The organism is Rhodococcus sp. UYP9 (assembly GCF_040547235.1).
Taxonomy (GTDB): Bacteria; Actinomycetota; Actinomycetes; order Mycobacteriales; family Mycobacteriaceae; genus Rhodococcoides.
In genome coordinates, this window is the sequence record NZ_JBEPPH010000002.1 from 611,510 (window position 1) to 628,219 (window position 16,710).

General features: G+C 63.1%; 18 protein-coding genes. 12 read left to right on the forward strand and 6 right to left on the reverse strand.

Annotated elements, in window-relative coordinates:
* Positions 1-154: 154 nt before the first annotated feature.
* The 5 genes from ABIB36_RS09290 (at position 155) to ABIB36_RS09310 (ending at position 4,373) form a co-directional block, all read left to right on the forward strand.
* Entirely contained in the window at positions 155-1,405 is a 1,251-nt protein-coding gene (locus tag ABIB36_RS09290) for a DUF445 domain-containing protein (protein WP_179142237.1), read from the forward strand.
* Positions 1,406-1,532: 127 nt separating this feature from the next.
* On the forward strand, positions 1,533-2,066 hold the full coding sequence (locus ABIB36_RS09295; RefSeq protein WP_179142236.1) for a helix-turn-helix domain-containing protein: 534 nt from the start codon (positions 1,533-1,535) through the stop codon (positions 2,064-2,066).
* The gene (locus ABIB36_RS09300) at positions 2,059-2,856 is read left to right on the forward strand and encodes a heparin-binding hemagglutinin (RefSeq protein ID WP_084346236.1); all 798 of its coding nucleotides are present in this window, start codon (positions 2,059-2,061) and stop codon (positions 2,854-2,856) included. The genes ABIB36_RS09295 and ABIB36_RS09300 overlap by 8 nt, the downstream gene beginning before the upstream one ends.
* Before the next feature lie 55 nt (positions 2,857-2,911).
* Entirely contained in the window at positions 2,912-3,214 is a 303-nt protein-coding gene (locus ABIB36_RS09305; protein ID WP_084346235.1) for a DUF2516 family protein, read from the forward strand.
* Positions 3,215-3,347: 133 nt separating this feature from the next.
* A complete protein-coding gene (locus tag ABIB36_RS09310) occupies positions 3,348-4,373 on the forward strand; it encodes an alpha/beta fold hydrolase (RefSeq protein ID WP_084346399.1) in 1,026 nt (341 codons plus the stop codon).
* A 13-nt stretch (positions 4,374-4,386) separates the two neighbouring features.
* Here the strand turns inward: ABIB36_RS09310 and purU are convergent, their stop codons facing one another.
* Positions 4,387-5,274: a formyltetrahydrofolate deformylase gene (purU, locus tag ABIB36_RS09315; RefSeq protein WP_084346234.1), complete on the reverse strand. Its 888-nt coding sequence runs from the start codon at positions 5,272-5,274 to the stop codon at positions 4,387-4,389.
* Positions 5,275-5,372: 98 nt separating this feature from the next.
* On the opposite strand from purU, the gene deoC reads away from it, so the two are divergent.
* Together deoC and ABIB36_RS09325 are read left to right on the forward strand one after the other, a co-directional pair.
* A complete protein-coding gene (gene deoC / locus ABIB36_RS09320; RefSeq protein WP_354563018.1) occupies positions 5,373-6,023 on the forward strand; it encodes a deoxyribose-phosphate aldolase in 651 nt (216 codons plus the stop codon).
* A gap of 67 nt (positions 6,024-6,090) precedes the next feature.
* Positions 6,091-6,726 (forward strand): maleylpyruvate isomerase family mycothiol-dependent enzyme, encoded by a 636-nt coding sequence (locus ABIB36_RS09325; protein WP_084346232.1) that lies wholly within the window; start codon positions 6,091-6,093, stop codon positions 6,724-6,726.
* 107 nt (positions 6,727-6,833) lie between these two features.
* Here ABIB36_RS09325 and ABIB36_RS09330 read toward each other — a convergent pair whose 3' ends face one another.
* Positions 6,834-7,568 carry an LmeA family phospholipid-binding protein gene (locus ABIB36_RS09330; protein ID WP_179142235.1) on the reverse strand — a complete coding sequence of 245 codons (735 nt, stop codon included), beginning with the start codon at positions 7,566-7,568 and terminating at the stop codon, positions 6,834-6,836.
* A 143-nt stretch (positions 7,569-7,711) separates the two neighbouring features.
* Here ABIB36_RS09330 and ABIB36_RS09335 point away from each other — a divergent pair, with 143 nt between their 5' ends.
* Entirely contained in the window at positions 7,712-8,299 is a 588-nt protein-coding gene (locus ABIB36_RS09335) for a type IV toxin-antitoxin system AbiEi family antitoxin domain-containing protein (protein ID WP_354563370.1), read from the forward strand.
* On the opposite strand, the gene ABIB36_RS09340 is transcribed toward ABIB36_RS09335, so the two are convergent.
* From ABIB36_RS09340 to ABIB36_RS09350, 3 genes are all read right to left on the reverse strand, one after another.
* Positions 8,296-9,048, reverse strand: a complete 753-nt coding sequence (locus ABIB36_RS09340) for a class I SAM-dependent methyltransferase (protein ID WP_179142258.1) — start codon at positions 9,046-9,048, stop codon at positions 8,296-8,298. The genes ABIB36_RS09335 and ABIB36_RS09340 overlap by 4 nt on opposite strands.
* Before the next feature lie 139 nt (positions 9,049-9,187).
* Entirely contained in the window at positions 9,188-9,691 is a 504-nt protein-coding gene (locus ABIB36_RS09345) for a DUF2505 domain-containing protein (RefSeq protein ID WP_084346229.1), read from the reverse strand.
* Between the two features lie 65 nt (positions 9,692-9,756).
* Entirely contained in the window at positions 9,757-10,263 is a 507-nt protein-coding gene (locus ABIB36_RS09350; RefSeq protein WP_084346228.1) for a DUF2505 domain-containing protein, read from the reverse strand.
* A 57-nt stretch (positions 10,264-10,320) separates the two neighbouring features.
* On the opposite strand from ABIB36_RS09350, the gene ABIB36_RS09355 reads away from it, so the two are divergent.
* The 3 genes from ABIB36_RS09355 (at position 10,321) to ABIB36_RS09365 (ending at position 14,323) form a co-directional block, all read left to right on the forward strand.
* Positions 10,321-11,337, forward strand: coding sequence for a UDP-N-acetylmuramate dehydrogenase (locus tag ABIB36_RS09355; RefSeq protein ID WP_084346227.1), 1,017 nt, complete (start codon positions 10,321-10,323; stop codon positions 11,335-11,337).
* A 105-nt stretch (positions 11,338-11,442) separates the two neighbouring features.
* Positions 11,443-12,996 (forward strand): MBL fold metallo-hydrolase, encoded by a 1,554-nt coding sequence (locus tag ABIB36_RS09360; protein ID WP_084346226.1) that lies wholly within the window; start codon positions 11,443-11,445, stop codon positions 12,994-12,996.
* A gap of 91 nt (positions 12,997-13,087) precedes the next feature.
* Positions 13,088-14,323 carry a L,D-transpeptidase gene (locus ABIB36_RS09365; protein ID WP_256895546.1) on the forward strand — a complete coding sequence of 412 codons (1,236 nt, stop codon included), beginning with the start codon at positions 13,088-13,090 and terminating at the stop codon, positions 14,321-14,323.
* Positions 14,324-14,346: 23 nt separating this feature from the next.
* Here ABIB36_RS09365 and ABIB36_RS09370 read toward each other — a convergent pair whose 3' ends face one another.
* Entirely contained in the window at positions 14,347-15,102 is a 756-nt protein-coding gene (locus ABIB36_RS09370) for an SDR family NAD(P)-dependent oxidoreductase (RefSeq protein ID WP_084346225.1), read from the reverse strand.
* A 302-nt stretch (positions 15,103-15,404) separates the two neighbouring features.
* On the opposite strand from ABIB36_RS09370, the gene ABIB36_RS09375 reads away from it, so the two are divergent.
* Positions 15,405-16,700, forward strand: a complete 1,296-nt coding sequence (locus ABIB36_RS09375; protein ID WP_084346224.1) for an ROK family transcriptional regulator — start codon at positions 15,405-15,407, stop codon at positions 16,698-16,700.
* Positions 16,701-16,710 lie beyond the last annotated feature (10 nt).

Consider the following 16,710-nt stretch of genomic DNA (forward strand, 5'->3'; position numbering starts at 1 on the left):
CCACGTGTGTCCGCCGTATCCCGTCGTTTTCGTTCCCGCCTCAGCTTAGGCGTCCTGTTGTATCGATTCCTGCCGCACCGAGCTGCCTGTGCGGATCGGTGCATCCGGGACGACCGCTCTCGCCGAACGCAGGCACAATGGCGAGGTGCAGCTGATGAACTTCGACGATGCGACCAAGCGTCGCGACCTTCGCAAGATGAAGGGCCTCGCAACGGGGTTCCTGGTATTCGCCACCGTGGTCTACATGTTCTGCAGATGGCAGGAGTCCCGAGGCGCAGGCGAGTGGGTCGGCTACGTCCGGGCCGCGGCCGAGGCGGGAATGGTCGGTGCGCTGGCGGACTGGTTCGCGGTGACCGCACTCTTCAAGCACCCGTTGGGTATTCCGATCCCACACACGGCCATCATCAAGAAGAAGAAGGATCAGCTCGGTGCCAGCCTCGGCTCGTTCGTCGGAAGCAATTTCCTGGCGCCCGATGTCGTGTCGGAAAAGATCGGTTCGGCACAAATTCCGCTCCGGCTCGGGACCTGGTTGGCGCAGCCGGAGAACGCGGACAGAGTCGCGGCCGAATCGGCGACGGTGCTGCGCGGGGTCGTCGAAGTGCTCAACGACGACGACATCACGCAGGTGATCGACAACACCATCGTGCGGAGGCTCGCCGACCCGGAATGGGGTCCGCCGATCGGTCGGGTGTTGGGCGAACTCATCAAGGAGAATCGCCAGCTGCCGTTGATCGACATGCTCGCCGAGCGTGCTCACCAGTGGGCGCTGGGAAGTCAGGAGACGATCGAACGCGTCGTCAGTCGCGATTCTCCGACCTGGTCGCCGAAGTTCGTCGACACGCTGCTCGGGGAGAAGATATACAAGGAACTCGTCGAGTTCACCTGGAAAGTCAGGTCGACGCCGGAGCACGAGCTGAGGCTGGCCGCCAACAAGTTCCTCGTCGACTATGCGCACGATCTCCAGCATGATCCGGCGACGATCGAGAAGGCCGAATCGCTGAAGTCCCAGATCATGGGTCGCGCCGAGGTCACGGGGCTTGCATCCGCCACCTGGAAGGTCGCCAAGCGGTTGATCATGGAGTCGGTGGACGACCCGTCGAGCACCTTGCGACGCAAGATCAGCGAGAACGCGGCCGGCTGGGGTGTTCGGCTGCGCGACGATGACGAACTCCGCGGCAAGGTCGATGGCTGGCTGCTCGGCGGAGCGCGCTACATCGCCGCCAACTATGCAGACGAGATCACCACGATCATTACCGACACGGTCGCTCGCTGGGATGCGGAAGAGGCGAGTTCGAAAATCGAGTTGCAGGTGGGTCGCGATCTCCAGTTCATCCGTATCAACGGCACCGTTGTCGGGGCGTTGGCAGGTTTGGCCATCTACTCGGTGTCGAATCTGATTTTTTGATTCGCCAACCCGCCATTGTGTCCCTGGGCAGGAGTGCTAGCAGAGTGCTTGCAATAGCAAGCACCCTTGGGTATGGTCGGTCCTGACGCCGAGACCACAAGTTTCGATGCAGGAACGAGTAGTGAACATGACCCCCAGCAATGATGATCAGACCGACAATCAGGGGATAGTCGCCAAGGTCTCCGAAGCTACGGAGGTCGTGGCGGAGGCGAGTGATCTTGTCGCCAGTGTCGTGACCACAGCAGCATCGGACATCGGCAGTTACATCCGTTCGCAACGCGAGGCCGCGCAGGTGTCCATGCGGCAACTCGCGTCGAGGGCGGGGGTGAGCAATCCGTATTTGAGTCAGATCGAACGCGGGCTTCGTAAACCCTCCGCCGACGTGCTCGCGCAGATCGCCAAGGGTCTGCGTGTGTCCTCGGAAGCTCTATACGTACGGGCCGGGTTCTTGGAAGAACGTCCACACGGTCCGGTTCGAGACACGCTGCTCGGCGACACCGAGATCACCGAACGGCAAAAGCACGTGCTGATCGAAATCTACGACTCGTTTCGTCGTGAGAACGAACAAGCGCGTAAAGCGAGCGACGCAGCGTCGTCGCCGCCCGAACCCGATGTGTCAACAGACCCAGAATCACCCACACAGGAGTCTTCTCATGACTGATCCCAAAAACTTCGATATTCAGACCCCTCTGTACGCCGCAGTCGGCGCAGGCGACGCAGTTGTCCAGGCTGTCGCGGACGTCGTAGCGCAGGTTCGTTCACGCGCCGAGTCCCGCAGCACCGAGGTCACCGAGCGTGTCGACACCGCACGGGCCCGGATCGCCGACCTGTCCGAAGATGTGACCGAGGGCGTAGAGGGTCTTCGTGAGCGCCTCGCTAAGTTGCCCGCCGAACTCCCTGACGAAATCGCCGACCTGCGTGAGCGTTTCACCCAGGACGAGCTGCGCAAGGTGGCAGAGGCATACCTGAAGGTTGCATCGGATCTTTACACTTCTCTCGCCGAGCGCGGCGAAGAGGCCGTCGAGCGCATCCGTCGCACACCGGCTGTCGAAGAAGGTCTCGATCGTGCGAACGCCGCAGCCAACGACGTCGTCGATCTCACCGAGCAAGCGCTGGGAACCGTTGCTTCGCAGACGCGCGCTGTCGGCGAACGCGCAGCTGCACTCGCAGGCATTGCGTCGGACAAGGTCCGCGACACCGCGGACGAACTGGCCGACGAGATCGACGAGGCCGGTGACAACGCCAAGGAAGCTGCCACCGACGCTTCGCAGAAGGTCAGCGGAACCGCTGGAAAGGTCGAGTCCAAGACCCGCGGCAACGTGGATGCTCCCTTGAAGAAGGCGGCTCCGGCGAAGAAGGCCGAGTCTGCCTCGACTCCCACGCCTGCTACCGCAGCCAAGCAGACCGCAGCGCCTGCCAAGAAGGCGCCTGCAAAGAAGTCCACTAGCTGATTTTCAACCCTGAATGCCCCCTGCATCGAGCGGTGTGGGGGGCGTTTTGCGTAGTATGGGTCTCGTGTTAGCCGTCGACAGTCTCACTTCGTGGATCCTTCTCATCCTTCGCTTCATCGCGCTCGGCGGTGCTGCCTACGCGGTGTTCCACGCCGTCAGGCAGCGGCCCGACGCCTTCACCGCGGTGGACAAGCTGACCAAGCCTGTATGGCTCGCCATCCTGATCGTGGCGTTGCTGGTCATCTTCGTTTTCGGAGCCATCAACTTCATCGGCCTGATCGGTGTGGTCGCGGTGTGCGTCTACCTGATCGACGTGCGACCGAAGGTGGACAGCATTCAGCGCGGACCGCGCTGGTAGCTGCACCACGGCGTTGCTGCAGCGGCCGGGCCGTTGGCGCACGCGTGTGACCCGTACAGATCCGATACGACGCAAAGCCCTCGGCTGCGTCGTATCGATCAGTCCTGTCACCAATATCGAAGGAGTTCGGTTCGTGGTTTCACGTAGAGCTGTAGAAGGTGCCATCCTCGGCATCGGGGGACTGGCTGCCGCGGCAGGAATCGGTGTCTACCTCGTGCGGCGACGGGCTCGCACTTCGATCACAAGGACCACCGACACTGCCCCGGACGCATTACTTCGGACGCCGACGTTCGTTCCCCGCATCGTCCCTGTCGTCACCGATGACGGTGCAGAACTTCACGTCCGTGTGTACGGCGACCCGGATGCTCCACCGATCGTGTTCAGTCACGGGTGGACATGTTCGGCGGACTACTGGATCCCGCAGATCAACGCGTTCGCCGAGAACTACTCGGTCATCGTGTACGACCAACGCGGCCACGGTCGCAGCGACGTCGGTACCAGGTTGCTCGGACCCGACGTTCTGGCCGACGACCTCGCCGGCGTCCTGGCCGCTACCGTCACCGAGGACAACAAGGCCGTTCTGGTCGGGCACAGTATGGGCGGCATGTCGATCATGGCGTGGGCCGGCCGCTACCCGAAACAGGTCGACCGACTCGTCAGTGCGGTACTCCTTGCAAGCACTGCCACCGACAGCCTCGTTCGCGAGACAACGGTCATTCCACTTCCGGAGCGTTTTCGTCGAGTCCCGTTGCCACTGTCGCGCGCGGTACTCGGGTCGGCCGTGCCACTTCGGCCGTCACCGGTGATGAGACAGGCCATCAAGTACGTCTCGATGGCCCCGGGTGCGACACCTGCCGAGGTCGCGTTCTGCGAAAAAATCGTGCTCGAGTGCCAACCTCGGACGCGGGGGATCTGGGGAGCTGCGCTGACCGAGCTCGACATTCACGAAGCGTTGGCCAACATGAGCGTGCCGACGAGTGTGCTGGTCGGTACCGCGGATCGGCTGACTCCACCGGTGCAGGCGCGCAAGCTTGCGCGGGCGTTGGAGAGCCACGATCACCTCAGCAGGCTTATCGAGATACCGCGGATCGGGCATATGAGCTCCGTCGAGGCGATCGACGAGTTCAACGAAGAGGTCTTGCGCCTGCGGCTTCTCTGATGACTCCGGGGCCTCAGCTGAAGACGACGGTCTTCTTGCCGTGAACGAGGACTCGGTCCTCGAGGTGCCAGCGCAGTCCGCGGGACAGAACCAGTTTTTCGATGTCGCGGCCTTGCCGGACCATGTCCGCGACCTCGTCGGAGTGGTCGACGCGGATGACGTCCTGCTCCAGGATCGGGCCTGCGTCGAGTTCGGCTGTCACGTAGTGACACGTTGCCCCGATCAGCTTCACGCCGCGGGCGAATGCCTGATGATACGGACGCGCGCCGACGAACGACGGCAGGAAGCTGTGATGGATGTTGAGGGCGCGGCCCGACCAATGGGCGCATAGCTCCTCCGGTAGCACCTGCATGAACCGGGCGAGTACGACGGCATGTGGGTCGTACGAGTCGACGAGGTCACGGACTTCGTCGAAAGCAGGGCCGCGCTCAGCGGGGTCCTTGGCGAATTCGACGTGGTGGAACCGAACGCCGTGCGCGGTCGCAACCGACTCGAGAGACTTGTGATTGCCGATCACTGCGGAAATCTCGGCGGGCAGCTCGCCGCCGGCGGCGCGCCCCAGCAGGTCGTGCAGGCAGTGGGCTTCCTTGCTGACCAGAATGACGACACGCTTACGTTCGCCCGAATCATGGAGCGTCCATTCTGTTTCCGGGCCGATCTCGGCGGCGACGGCCTCGAAGCGAGCCCGTAATTCGTCGATGCTCATATCGACCGAAGACGCACGGACCGCTTGCCGAGTGAAGAACCAGTCGGTGTCGGGATCGGCGTGGTACGCGGCCTCGACGATCCATCCACCGACGTCGGCGAGGAATGTCGAGATCTTGGCGACGATGCCCGTGCGGTCGGGGCATCCGAGTGACAGGACGTAGCGACGGTCGTCGGCGACAGCAGCGGAACTCATTTCTCGATTGTCTCAGGTGGTCCGGACCGCTGTGTCCACCAGTGTGCGCGCAGCGCGCGAGTCCTCCTCGGCCGTCGGGCTGTGGTTGGCTTGCCTCCATGTCTCTCACCCGCGCCGAACTGGCCCGCATGGTCGATCACACGCTGCTCAAACCGGAAGCGACCCGCGCAGACGTGGAGGCCCTGATTGTCGAGGGCCGCGCTCTCGGCGTGCTCGCGGTCTGCGTCTCGCCGTCGATGCTGCCCATCCACGCTGAAGGTTTGGTGACCGCCGTCGTGGCCGGATTTCCGTCCGGCAAGCATCATTCCCTCGTCAAGGGGGCGGAAGCACGACTGGCAGTCGATCAGGGCGCCCGCGAGATCGACATGGTGATCGACATAGGTGCGGCGGTCGAGGGAGATTACAACGCGGTGCTCGCCGACATTCTGACGGTTCGTGAAGCCATCGGATCTTCGGCGATCCTGAAGGTCATCATCGAATCGGCCGCACTGTCCGAGGAAGCGATCGTCGAAACCTGTGTGGCGGCGGAGAGAGCGGGCGCCAATTTCGTCAAGACCTCCACCGGCTTCCATCCCGCCGGAGGCGCTAGTGTCGAGGCAGTGAAGTTGATGGCCGCCACCGTAGGGGGCAGGCTCGGGGTGAAAGCCAGCGGCGGTATACGGACGACCGAGGCGGCGTTGGCCATGGTCGAAGCAGGTGCAACGCGATTGGGTCTGTCCGGGACGCGAGCAGTGTTGGACGGTCTCTGAGTCCGGTTTTCTCGAAACTTCGTCGAAGTTCGGTAGCTATCGGGCCTTATCGGCTTATCCTCCGAAGATGAGTAGCGCCGACGAGATTTTTTCCGCGATTGCGGAGGAGCGTCGGGCTTTGGCTGCAACGGTGTGGGATCTCAGTTCTGAGCAGTGGGCGACTCCGTCGCTGTGCAGCGAGTGGACAGTGAAAGACGTTGTCGCGCATCTTGTCGTGCCGTTGGTTACCCCAGTCTGGAAGTTCGGGTTGACGATGGTGAGAGCGCGTGGAAATTTCCACCGCGCAAATCAACTCATGGCGAGAGGTGTCGGCCGACGGTACTCGACACGACTCCCCGAACTGCTTTCTCGGAATGCGGACAGTCGATTCACCCCACCGGGCAACGGCCCGCTGGCGCCACTCACCGACGTAGTCGTGCACGGCTACGACATCCGCCGTCCGTTGCACCTCGTGCATCGGATTACCGACGAACGTCAGGTCGCGGTACTCGACTTCATCACGAGTACACCTTCACGCGGCATCTTTCCGATCCCGGACGCCACACTGCACTGGAAGGCCACCGACCTCGACTGGACCTTCGGCAGCGGACTTACTGTTCAAGGTCCGGCGGCATCGCTGATGCTCGTTCTCACCGGCCGAACTTCGGCTCTTGCCGATGTCACCGGACCAGGCTTCGAACGTCTGGCGAATTCGGCCGAGTGACGCAGTAGTGGGGGGGGGGGGGGGGGGGCCCCCCCCCCCCCCCCCGGGGGGGGGGGGGGGGGCCGCGGGGGGGGGGGGGGGGGGCGGCCCCCCCCCCCCACTCCAGGTCAGGCGATCAAGGAGCAGCCCTCGGGCGTCTGCTGGGTCTGGTCCGCCGAAACGGGCGGGAGGGTGTACTGATCTCCCTGCAAAGTGAGTTCGATGCCGGAGTCGGTGACGGTCAGCGAGGTCGGTGCCATGTCGAGTGGGTACTGCTGCAAGCTGTCCGACAGAACCCCGACGATGCTGTCCACCAGATCGGTTGGGATTCCGAGTCCCAGAATCGACGCGCCGACGGTCTGGACGTCCACGCGGCCACCTGAGACGACCGGCTTGACGGTCAGCTCCGCAAGGCCGCCGACTGCGAAGGCCAACGTGCCCGCACTTGCATCGCTTGTCACGCCGGTGACGAGCGCGCCGATGCCCTGCGACTGCAGCGTCGACGCGATCCCGGCTGTGGACCAGTCGATGTCCGCGCTCGACGAGCCGATCGTGCCGTTGCTGTCCGCGCTCTGCTGAAGGTTCACGTCGTTGACCTCGGCGTGCACTGTCATGCCTTCGGCAGGCCCGAACCGTGCGTCGTCGCTGTCCAGGGTCACCGAGGAGACCTGCTTGTCGATCAGCGAGACCAGTATCGGCTTCCAGCCGAGGCCGACATCGACCTGACTGCCGATCTCACTTTCGAGCTGGCCTGCCAGGCAGGACTTGATCTGCTGACGGAAGAACAGTTCTCCGCCGAGCAGCGCCGCGACCACCAGGACGGCAACGAGCACCAAGATCAAGGGAGTTTTGCTTCGTGTCATTCGGAGCAGTCTTCCCGAAGAATCTGAAAGAGCTCTGTGAATCCGGCCGATGCGGCGAGTCGGAGGACATGGAAGTGAAACGTCGACGCAATCCGCCGCGCATTTTTGTGATCTGCAACACACCTTGACGTACTGTCTAGTGCATGAGCACGATAGAAGGAAGCGCCGCCGAACTCCGTCGTCTCGCGGCGAGTCAGGACGGATATTTCACCACCGAACAGGCCGAAGGTCTCGGGTTCGGTCGCTCGGCGCTCCACGCCAACTTCGTCGCCGGTGATTGGATGCGAGTCGAGCGCAACCTCTGTCGGCTCAGCGATTGGCCGCGAAGCGACCTCGAAAAGTTCGCAATGTGGTGCGCGTGGTTCGGCGGCGATGCCGTCATCTCGCATCAGAGTGCGGCGGAACTACACGGATTCGGTCACCTGCATCCGCAGTTCGTACACGTATCCGCGTTCACCGATCTTCGTCTCACCGACACCCGCCTGGCCGTTCATCGGCTCCAACTCGCACCTCACGACTTCGAGTCGACGGGCACCTTCAGGCTCACGACGCCGATCCGCACGGTCCTCGACCTTGCGGGAGGCGGAATTTCCCAGATAACCCTCGACGAGGTCGTCGGTGACGCTGTTGCCATCGGTCGCGTCGACGCAGGAGCGTTGTATCAGGAAGCTACTGCTGGATCCGACCGTGTCTCCGAGCGCATCGAATTGGCTCTCTCCGCCTGTATCTAGGTGTTGGGCCGCACGAGGTCCCACGGCACCGTAAGAACGTTGTCCCGCATCCGTCGACGGGGAGGCACCGTCGGTACTCCATTGACGGCGAGCTGTCTCAGCGCGGCGTGCCACCGCACCCGCGGTCCGAACGGTGCCAACGGCGCAGCCGTCGACCAGGCGCGGTCTGCGGCCTGGAGTAATCGGTGAATGGGTTCGCCTGGGATATTGCGGTGAATGAGCACTTTGGGTAACCGCTCGGCGATATCCGAGGGCATGGCCACGGTGAACGGATCCCATGCGAGGGTCAACGAGATCGGTCCGTGAGCGTCGAGCAGGACCCATGCACAGCGTCGGCCCAGCTCGTCGCAGGTGCCGTCGACGAGCAGTCCGCCGGGCGCGAGTCCGGACAGAATGCGTGACCAGGCTTCGGGCACAGCTTCTTCGGGATACTGCCGAAGCACGTTGAATGCGCGAACGAGGTTAGGACGGAGCCCTGCCATTTCGAAGCCGCCGCGGGCGAAATTCACCCCCTCGACCGAGTCCACCACGCGAGCGGGATCGATTTCGAGTCCGGTGACGCGCAGATCGGGCCGGATCGTGCGTAAGCGACGGGCCATTTCCAGAGTGGTGTCCGGTCGAGCTCCGTAGCCGAGATCGACGACGAGCGGATCGGTTGCCTCGACGAGCGTGTGCCGCACGGCCGCGCTGTGGGTGAGCCACCGATCGCTGCGACGGAGTCGGTTGATTCCGGTAGTGCCTCTGGTTATGACGCCTTCAGGAGTGGAGCCTGCGGAACGACCCGGGTGAGCAGGAGTGGAGCCTGCGGAACGACCCGGGTGAGCAGGAGTGGAGCCTGCGGAACGACCATGAAAAGCAGGAGTGGAGCCTGCGGAACGGCTGTGGTGGTCAGGAGTTCTGCGCAAGCCAGTCGGCTGTCACTTCGCCTTCACCGCGCCACAGGTCGATGAGGTTGACCAGCATGAGCTGCTCGAGTTTGCTACCGATGAACGGCAGGAAGACTTTGGCTTCCGAGGAGGTTCGAAGGGTGGATCCGGCTTCGGTTGCGAACAGTGAGGTGGAACCTTTCAGGCTGCCGGGGCCGGCCGGGATGGAGGCATCGTATTTGCCCGATGTGGTTTCGCCGAATGGATCGAAGTGCACGTTTCGGGTGATGATCATGTCCTTTTTGAGGACTGTCTGCGCGATGTCCGGCAGTTCGGTCCGCGGAATGATGTGGTGCATCACGATGTCGATTCCCCCGTCTCCGACCTCGAAGCTTTTCAGCTCGTTGTGGGAGTACTTCTTCATCTCCTCGATACGAGCGTCCCAGTGATCGCGGCTGGACAACGCGGCGTACACCTGCTCGGTGGAGTGGGTGAACCGGGCTGAGTAGTTCATGCGGCGAGCCATAGTGCAACAGGGTACCGGCTTCGTCGGCGGGCCTGGCCAGGGTGCCTACCCGCCGGTATGTCCGGTCAGCTCAGGTTTTCGGCGATCCATTTCGCGGTGAATCCGTGCTCGTTGTCGATGAGCGAGAGAACTTGCTCGCTGATCATGGCTTCGATCTTTCCGCCGAAGATCGGAACCTTCACCTCTGTGGTGCCGGACAACGACATGGTCGACGCCTCGGCGTTTCCTTCGAGCAGCGTGGTTCCGGAGACTGCGGCGGGAGCCCCCTCGACCGTGGCACCGAATTTGCCTTCGGCGCGGTTTCCGCCGATCGGGCCCCAGGATTCGGTGCGCTCGATGACGAGCGGGCCCTTCTTGAATGCGGTGACGGCAGCGGGCAGTTCCTCTTCCGGGATGGATTGGGACATGACGACGCTGATCGTCCCGTTGATCGCATGCACGCTGACCAGGCGTGCGCTGGGGCCGCCGATCTCCTCGATACGGTCTTTCCAGTACTGCTCGGACACGAGCGCGGCGTGCACCTTGTCGACGGGTGCGGGAACGGACGCGCTGTGCGCGATGGGGCGAGGCATACGCGGAGATTACCGGGTGGCTCGGACGTACATGTGAGACCGGTACCCTGGGTTCCCGTGCCTACCGCAATTTCCGAGCTCACCACGATGCGTGTCGGCGGCCCGGCTCGTGAGTTCGCCGTCGCCGCCAGCAGTGACGAGCTTGTCTCCCTGGTCCAGGATGCCGATGCGTCGGGGACGCCTGTGCTGCTCGTCGGTGGAGGATCGAACCTCGTTGTCGGTGACGACGGGTTCGACGGACTGGTCGTCAAGGTCGAGACGTCGGGGACGCGAATCGACGGCGAGTCGCTCTGGGTCGCTGCAGGGACGTCGTGGGATTCGGTGGTGGCCGCCTCGCTGGACGAGGGATTGGCCGGACTCGAAGCGCTCTCGGGGATCCCCGGTCTTTCCGGTGCGACGCCCGTGCAGAACGTCGGCGCGTACGGCACGGTGACGTCGGACGTGTTGGCGAGCTTGACCGTCTACGACCGCGAGACCGGTGAGAGAGCAACCTGGTCGCCGGATCGGTGTGGGTTCGGATTGCATCGCCAATCGGTGTTCAAGCACTCGAGCAGGTACGTCATTCTCGATACCACGATGAAGCTTCGTCGGTCCGAATCCTCGGATCCGGTCCGGTATGCGGGGCTCGCCGACCGACTCGGGGTGAGCATCGGCGACACGGTCGCAGCCAAGGAAGTCCGTGAAGCAGTGTTGGATCTGCGCGGGCAGAAGGGCATGGTCCTCGACGCCGAGGACCACGACACCTGGAGTGTCGGATCATTTTTTCTCAACCCGGTGCTGACCGAGGTTCCGGCCAAGGCAGCGCGCGCTCCGCAGTACCCCGACCCGTCGGGTATCAAGGTGCACGCTGCATGGCTCATCCAGAACGCAGGCTTCGCGCACGGGTACGGCCGTGAATTCGGTGCAGGGACCGTCTCGCTGTCGACCAAACACGTGCTGGCCGTCACCAACCGGGGCGGTGCACGCACTGCGGATGTCATGGCGTTCGCATCACATATTCGCGACGGAGTCGAAGCCGAGTTCGGCATCACCCTCGTCCCCGAATGCGATTTGGTCGGTTGCTCGCTGAACTGACCTGTTCACTCGGCCTACCATCGAAGCAGTTACATGGGAGTTCTGATCCACGGCAGCTGCGGGAGTGCAGGCTGTGGGTACCACGCATGAAAGAGGAGTAATTCTTTGCAGGTCACAAGCGTCGGGCATGCCGGATTTCATATTCAGACCGATGCCGGCAGCATTCTGTGCGATCCGTGGGTGAACCCCGCCTACTTCACCTCGTGGTTCCCTTTCCCCGACAACTCGCAGCTGGACTGGGACGTTCTCGGCGACTGTGACTACCTCTACGTCTCGCATCTGCACAAGGATCACTTCGACCCGAAGAACCTGGCCGAGCACGTCAACAAGGACACGACCGTGCTGTTGCCGGACTACCCGGTCCCGGACCTTCGGCACGAACTCGAGAAGCTCGGTTTCCATAAATTCTTCGAGACCACGACGTCGGTGAAGCACACGGTGTCCGGCCCCAAGGGCGACCTGGACATCATGATCATCGCGCTCCGCGCACCCGCGGACGGCCCCATCGGTGACTCGGGACTCGTGGTGTCCGACGGCAAGACCGTCGCGTTCAACATGAACGACGCGCGGCCGGTCGACCTCGATGTCCTCACCGAGCAGTTCGGGCACGTGGACGTGCACATGCTGCAGTACTCCGGCGCAATCTGGTACCCGATGGTCTACGACATGGTCGAGCGCGCGAAGCGAACGTTCGGTGAACAGAAGCGTCAGCGTCAGATGGACCGTGCGCGTCAGTACATCGAGCAGATCGACGCCACCTGGGTCATCCCGTCCGCTGGGCCCCCGTGCTTTCTCGACGACGAGTTGCGGTTCCTCAACGACGTCTACGAAGATCCGTCGAACATCTTCCCGGACCAGATGGTCTTCCTCGACCAGATGCGTCGCAACGGCCACGACAAGGGTTTGTTGATGATGCCGGGAACCACCTCGACCTTCGACGGCAGTGAGTTGCTCGCGCATGAGCATCCGATTCCGGTCGACGAGGTCGAGGCGATCTTCACCACCGGAAAGGCCGACTACATCGAGGCGTATGCCCAGCGTCAAGCCGGGGTCATCGCCGCCGAGAAAGCTGCCTGGGCTCCGGCTGAGGGTGAGCTGTTGCTCGAGCCGCTTCGCGCCTTGTTCGAACCGATCATGATTCAGTCCGATCAGATCTGCGATGGCATCGGCTACCCGGTTGCGATGATGCTCGGCGAGGAAACCGTCGTACTCGATTTTCCGAAACGGATCGTGCGTGAGCCGATCGTGAAGGAACGGTTCCGCTACAGCTTCACCATCGCGCCCGAACTGGTTCGCACAGCCGTGCGTGACGAGGAGCCCGATTGGGTCAACTCGATTTTCCTGTCCACACGCTTCCGGGCTCGCCGAGTCGGCGGATACAACGAGTTTCTGTACACATTCTTCAAATGCTTGACGGACGAGCGTATTGCGTACGCGGACGGTTGGTTCGCCGAAGCACACGACGACACCGCGACCATCGTCAAGGACGGCTACGAGATCCAGCGTCGGTGCCCGCACTTGAAGGCAGATCTGTCGAAGTTCGGAATCGTCGAGGGCAACAAGCTGACCTGCAATTTGCACGGGTGGGACTGGAACCTCGACACCGGACGCTGCCTGACATCGAATGGGCACGAGCTGAGGACGAGAAAGCTCGACTGACGGTTCGGGCCGAAGTGAATTCGATGTGAATCTGGCCGCACCGGCGGCTCGGATAGGTCGGACCGCGATTTCCGCGGGTACGTTGGAAAGCGTGCATACGCAGGTAGAACGGACAAATCGAACGCGATTGCTGTGGTTGATCACGGTTTTCGCAGCATTGGCGGCATTGGTTTCGGGCTGCACCATAGGCGGTAACGACGCGGGCTCCTCCAACGGAGCGCCGGCAGCCGAGGCGGCTCCCGTCGCCGAAGTATCCTCGACTCCCGCCGACGGTGCCGAGGACGTCAGTCCTATCGCGCCGATTTCGGTGTCGGTGAAGAACGGGACGCTGGGCGAGGTCACGCTCACCAACGAAGACGGCAAAGTAGTTCAAGGTGTCCTTGCGCCGGACAAGACGTCCTATGCCGTCACCGAGCCGCTCGGATACGGCATCACCTACAGCTGGGCGGGCACTGCCGTCGGCACCGACGATAAGTCCGTCGCCGTCGAGGCAGGCTTCACCACGGTCGAGCCCGACAGTCGTACTTCGGTCAGCACCAACATCGGTGACGGCCAAGAGGTGGGCATCGCGGCGCCGGTCATTCTGCAGTTCGATTCGGCGATCGAGAACAAGGCCGCGGTCGAGAAGGCATTGACGGTCACGACCAACCCGCCGACGCCCGGTGCCTGGGCCTGGTTCCCCGATGACAACGGCTCGCGCGTGCACTGGCGTCCGACGAACTACTGGGCGCCCGGCACCGCCGTATCGGTCGAGGCAAAACTGTACGGCTTGGATTACGGCGACGGCGCGTACGGCGCCGACGATGTGTCCATCGACTTCACTGTCGGGCGCAGTCAGGTGGTGAAAGCCGATGCCGCCAGTCACCGCATGCAGGTCGTCCGTGACGGTGAGACCATCATGGACATTCCCGTCAGCTACGGCGAGGGCGACGAAGAACGCAATGTGACGCGCAGCGGTATCCATGTGGTGACCGAGAAGCACGAGGACTTTCTCATGTCGAATCCGCCGTTCTACGAGAACGTGCGCGAACGCTGGGCAGTGCGGATTTCCAACAACGGCGAGTTCATTCACGCCAACCCGCTGACCACTGGAGTTCAGGGCGCATCCAACGTCACCAACGGCTGCATCAACCTCTCGGACGCCGATGCTCAGCAATACTTCGCTACGGCGATGTACGGCGACCCGGTGGAGGTCACGGGTACGCGCATCGACCTCTCCGCCGCGGACGGAGACCTGTACGACTGGGCTATCGACTGGCCGACGTGGCAGTCGATGTCCGAATTGCCCGTCGGAGCAGCAGTTCCGGCGCCGGTCCCGGCAAGCTAGCTACCGGGCCCGGCTAGGGAGGGCTACGTGCGTGAAAAGCGTCCAGGACCCGCTTGATCACGGGGTTTGATGATGATCTGGTCCAGATTCACATGAGACGGACGCGACGCCACGAAGCCGATCACCTCGGCGATGTCCTGCGCAACGAGCGGGGTGATTCCCTGGTACACCGCGTCGGCCTTGGCCTCGTCACCATCGAATCGCACCAGCGAAAACTCGGTCTCGACCGCACCCGGTGCGACCTCGGTCAGGCGGACGGGTTGGCCCAGCAGTTCGCCGCGCAGCGTGCGATGCAGGACCGCCTGTGCGTGCTTGGCCGAGGTGTATCCCGATCCGTTGTCGTACGCCTCGAAGGCCGCAACCGAGGTGATGGTCACCACGAGTCCGTCGCCGGATTCGATCAACTTGGGCAGTAGCGCCTTGGTGATGCGCAGGGTCCCCAGAACGTTGGTCTCCCACATCCAGCGCCAGTCCTCGAGGTCGGCATCGATGACAGGTGCCAGACCTTTGGCGCCGCCGGCATTGTTGATCAGCACGTGAACCCTGGGGATGACTGCGGTGAACGCGGCCACCGAATCCTCGTCTGTCACATCGAGTTCCAGTGCGGTGCCGCCGATTTCGTCGGCAACCGCTTCGAGTCGGTCGAGGCGACGTGCCCCAATGACGACGTGGTATCCCTGGGCGGCGAGTTGGCGAGCAGTGGCTTCGCCGATTCCCGAGCTTGCGCCGGTGACGACGGCGATGCGAGCGTCGGGCGAAATGTGTTCGGACAATGTCATGCATCGATTCTAGACGCCGATTTCGCCTGCATACGGGACCCGGGATTGGTGAAGTGGCCGTGCAGTGCTAATTTTGCCCACATGTCCGCAAGCCTCACCCATGCATTGCGGGTCACCTATGTGACCGCCGCCCTGGGTTCTCGGCTGCCACTTCCCAGGGAACTGTGTTGTCCCGGTCTCGGAACCTCCCGCTAGTTTCCGCACTCGCCGGGCTGAATCGCGTCGTATTGCGTGTTTTCTGCCTCGAGTTTCATGCACCACCTGTCTCGCGAAGACGGGTCTACTGCTGAGGACCGAACACTGTGGCTATCGCTATTTTGCCTACCTCGCCGCCGATTCCATTGCGGCGCAACGCTCGATCCACTCCCACACTCGTGCGTTCGCCCGCACCGCCGAGGACGGGTGTGCAGGTCGTTGCTCCGGATCTTCGGATCGCGGACAACCCCGCTGCATCGGTCCTTCGTGTCGCTTCCGCGGAAGGTCCGATCTCACGCGATAGTGCCGCTCGTGCAACAGGATTGAGCATCGCAACCGTCAACCGGCAAGTATCCGCACTGCTTGGCGTCGGACTTCTTCGTGAACGAGCAGACCTCACCGCCTCCGGTGCCGTCGGACGTCCGCGGATACCGTTCGAGATCAACCACGAGCCATACGCCACCATCGGAATTCACATCGGTGCCGTGGTCACCAAAGTCGTCATCAGCGACTTGCGTGGTCGCATTCTCGGCGCTGTCGAGATCTCGACGCCTCCAGGGTCGGCGCCGGCTGCACTTGCGTCCATCACCCGTAGCGCAGGTGCTTTCGCCGCGCGGTGGCATCGCCGCACCCCACTCTGGGTGGGAGTTGCCGTGGGTGGTCGCGTCGATACGGCGACCGGCTCGGTCGATCATCCACGACTGGGTTGGGAAGGCGCTCAGGTCGGGACGATCATCGGTGGGGGGTTGGGGCTTCCGGTGTCCGTGTCAGGGCACGTCGAAGCCATGGCCGCATCGGAGCTGTTGCTGGCGCCGGTGCGGACCGCCGAGGTCACGACCGGAACGAGTCTGTACTTCTACGCCCGTGAAACCGCTGGAATCGCGCTGACCATCGACGGACGCGTCCACACTCCGTCGACCGGCCCGGGATCGATCGCACATGTGCCGACCGGATCGAATGCGCAGTGCTTCTGCGGCAGTCGCGGATGCCTCGAAGCCACCGTCAGCGACCGAGCCGTCGTAGCGGCGGCCGTCGAGCGAGGTGTGTTGACGGCGGCCGAGCCACGCCGGTCGGTTGCGACGCTGCATCAACTCGCACAGAACGGATCGCTCGGAGCGCAGGAGGTGCTGACCGAGCGAGCGCAGGCGCTCGGCAAGACCGTCGGGTTGTTGCGTGATCTCTTCAACCCGGATCGGGTTTTGCTCGGTGGCCAGGCTTTCACTGAGTATCCCGCCGGAATCCCACACGTCGCATCGGCGTTCTCGCGATCATCGACGTTGCCGCGTAGGGACATTCGCATCACCGGCTTCGGCAGCAAGGTTCAAGAGTTCGCGGCAGCAGTGGTCTCGCTCAGTTCGGTGTACTCCGATCCGCTCGCCTCCATGCGTCGGGCCGCAGCCTGAACGGGCGTTG

What these genes read in the sequence shown, in the direction of transcription:
- ABIB36_RS09290 (WP_179142237.1), top strand. Translation starts at nt 155, where the DNA reads ATGAACTTCGACGATGCGACCAAGCGTCGCGACCTTCGCAAGATGAAG.
- ABIB36_RS09295 (WP_179142236.1), top strand. Translation starts at nt 1,533, where the DNA reads ATGACCCCCAGCAATGATGATCAGACCGACAATCAGGGGATAGTCGCC.
- ABIB36_RS09300 (WP_084346236.1), top strand. Translation starts at nt 2,059, where the DNA reads ATGACTGATCCCAAAAACTTCGATATTCAGACCCCTCTGTACGCCGCA.
- ABIB36_RS09305 (WP_084346235.1), top strand. Translation starts at nt 2,912, where the DNA reads ATGGGTCTCGTGTTAGCCGTCGACAGTCTCACTTCGTGGATCCTTCTC.
- purU (WP_084346234.1), bottom strand. Translation starts at nt 5,274, where the DNA reads ATGAGTTCCGCTGCTGTCGCCGACGACCGTCGCTACGTCCTGTCACTC.
- deoC (WP_354563018.1), top strand. Translation starts at nt 5,373, where the DNA reads ATGTCTCTCACCCGCGCCGAACTGGCCCGCATGGTCGATCACACGCTG.
- ABIB36_RS09325 (WP_084346232.1), top strand. Translation starts at nt 6,091, where the DNA reads ATGAGTAGCGCCGACGAGATTTTTTCCGCGATTGCGGAGGAGCGTCGG.
- ABIB36_RS09330 (WP_179142235.1), bottom strand. Translation starts at nt 7,568, where the DNA reads ATGACACGAAGCAAAACTCCCTTGATCTTGGTGCTCGTTGCCGTCCTG.
- ABIB36_RS09335 (WP_354563370.1), top strand. Translation starts at nt 7,712, where the DNA reads ATGAGCACGATAGAAGGAAGCGCCGCCGAACTCCGTCGTCTCGCGGCG.
- ABIB36_RS09345 (WP_084346229.1), bottom strand. Translation starts at nt 9,691, where the DNA reads ATGGCTCGCCGCATGAACTACTCAGCCCGGTTCACCCACTCCACCGAG.
- ABIB36_RS09350 (WP_084346228.1), bottom strand. Translation starts at nt 10,263, where the DNA reads ATGCCTCGCCCCATCGCGCACAGCGCGTCCGTTCCCGCACCCGTCGAC.
- ABIB36_RS09370 (WP_084346225.1), bottom strand. Translation starts at nt 15,102, where the DNA reads ATGACATTGTCCGAACACATTTCGCCCGACGCTCGCATCGCCGTCGTC.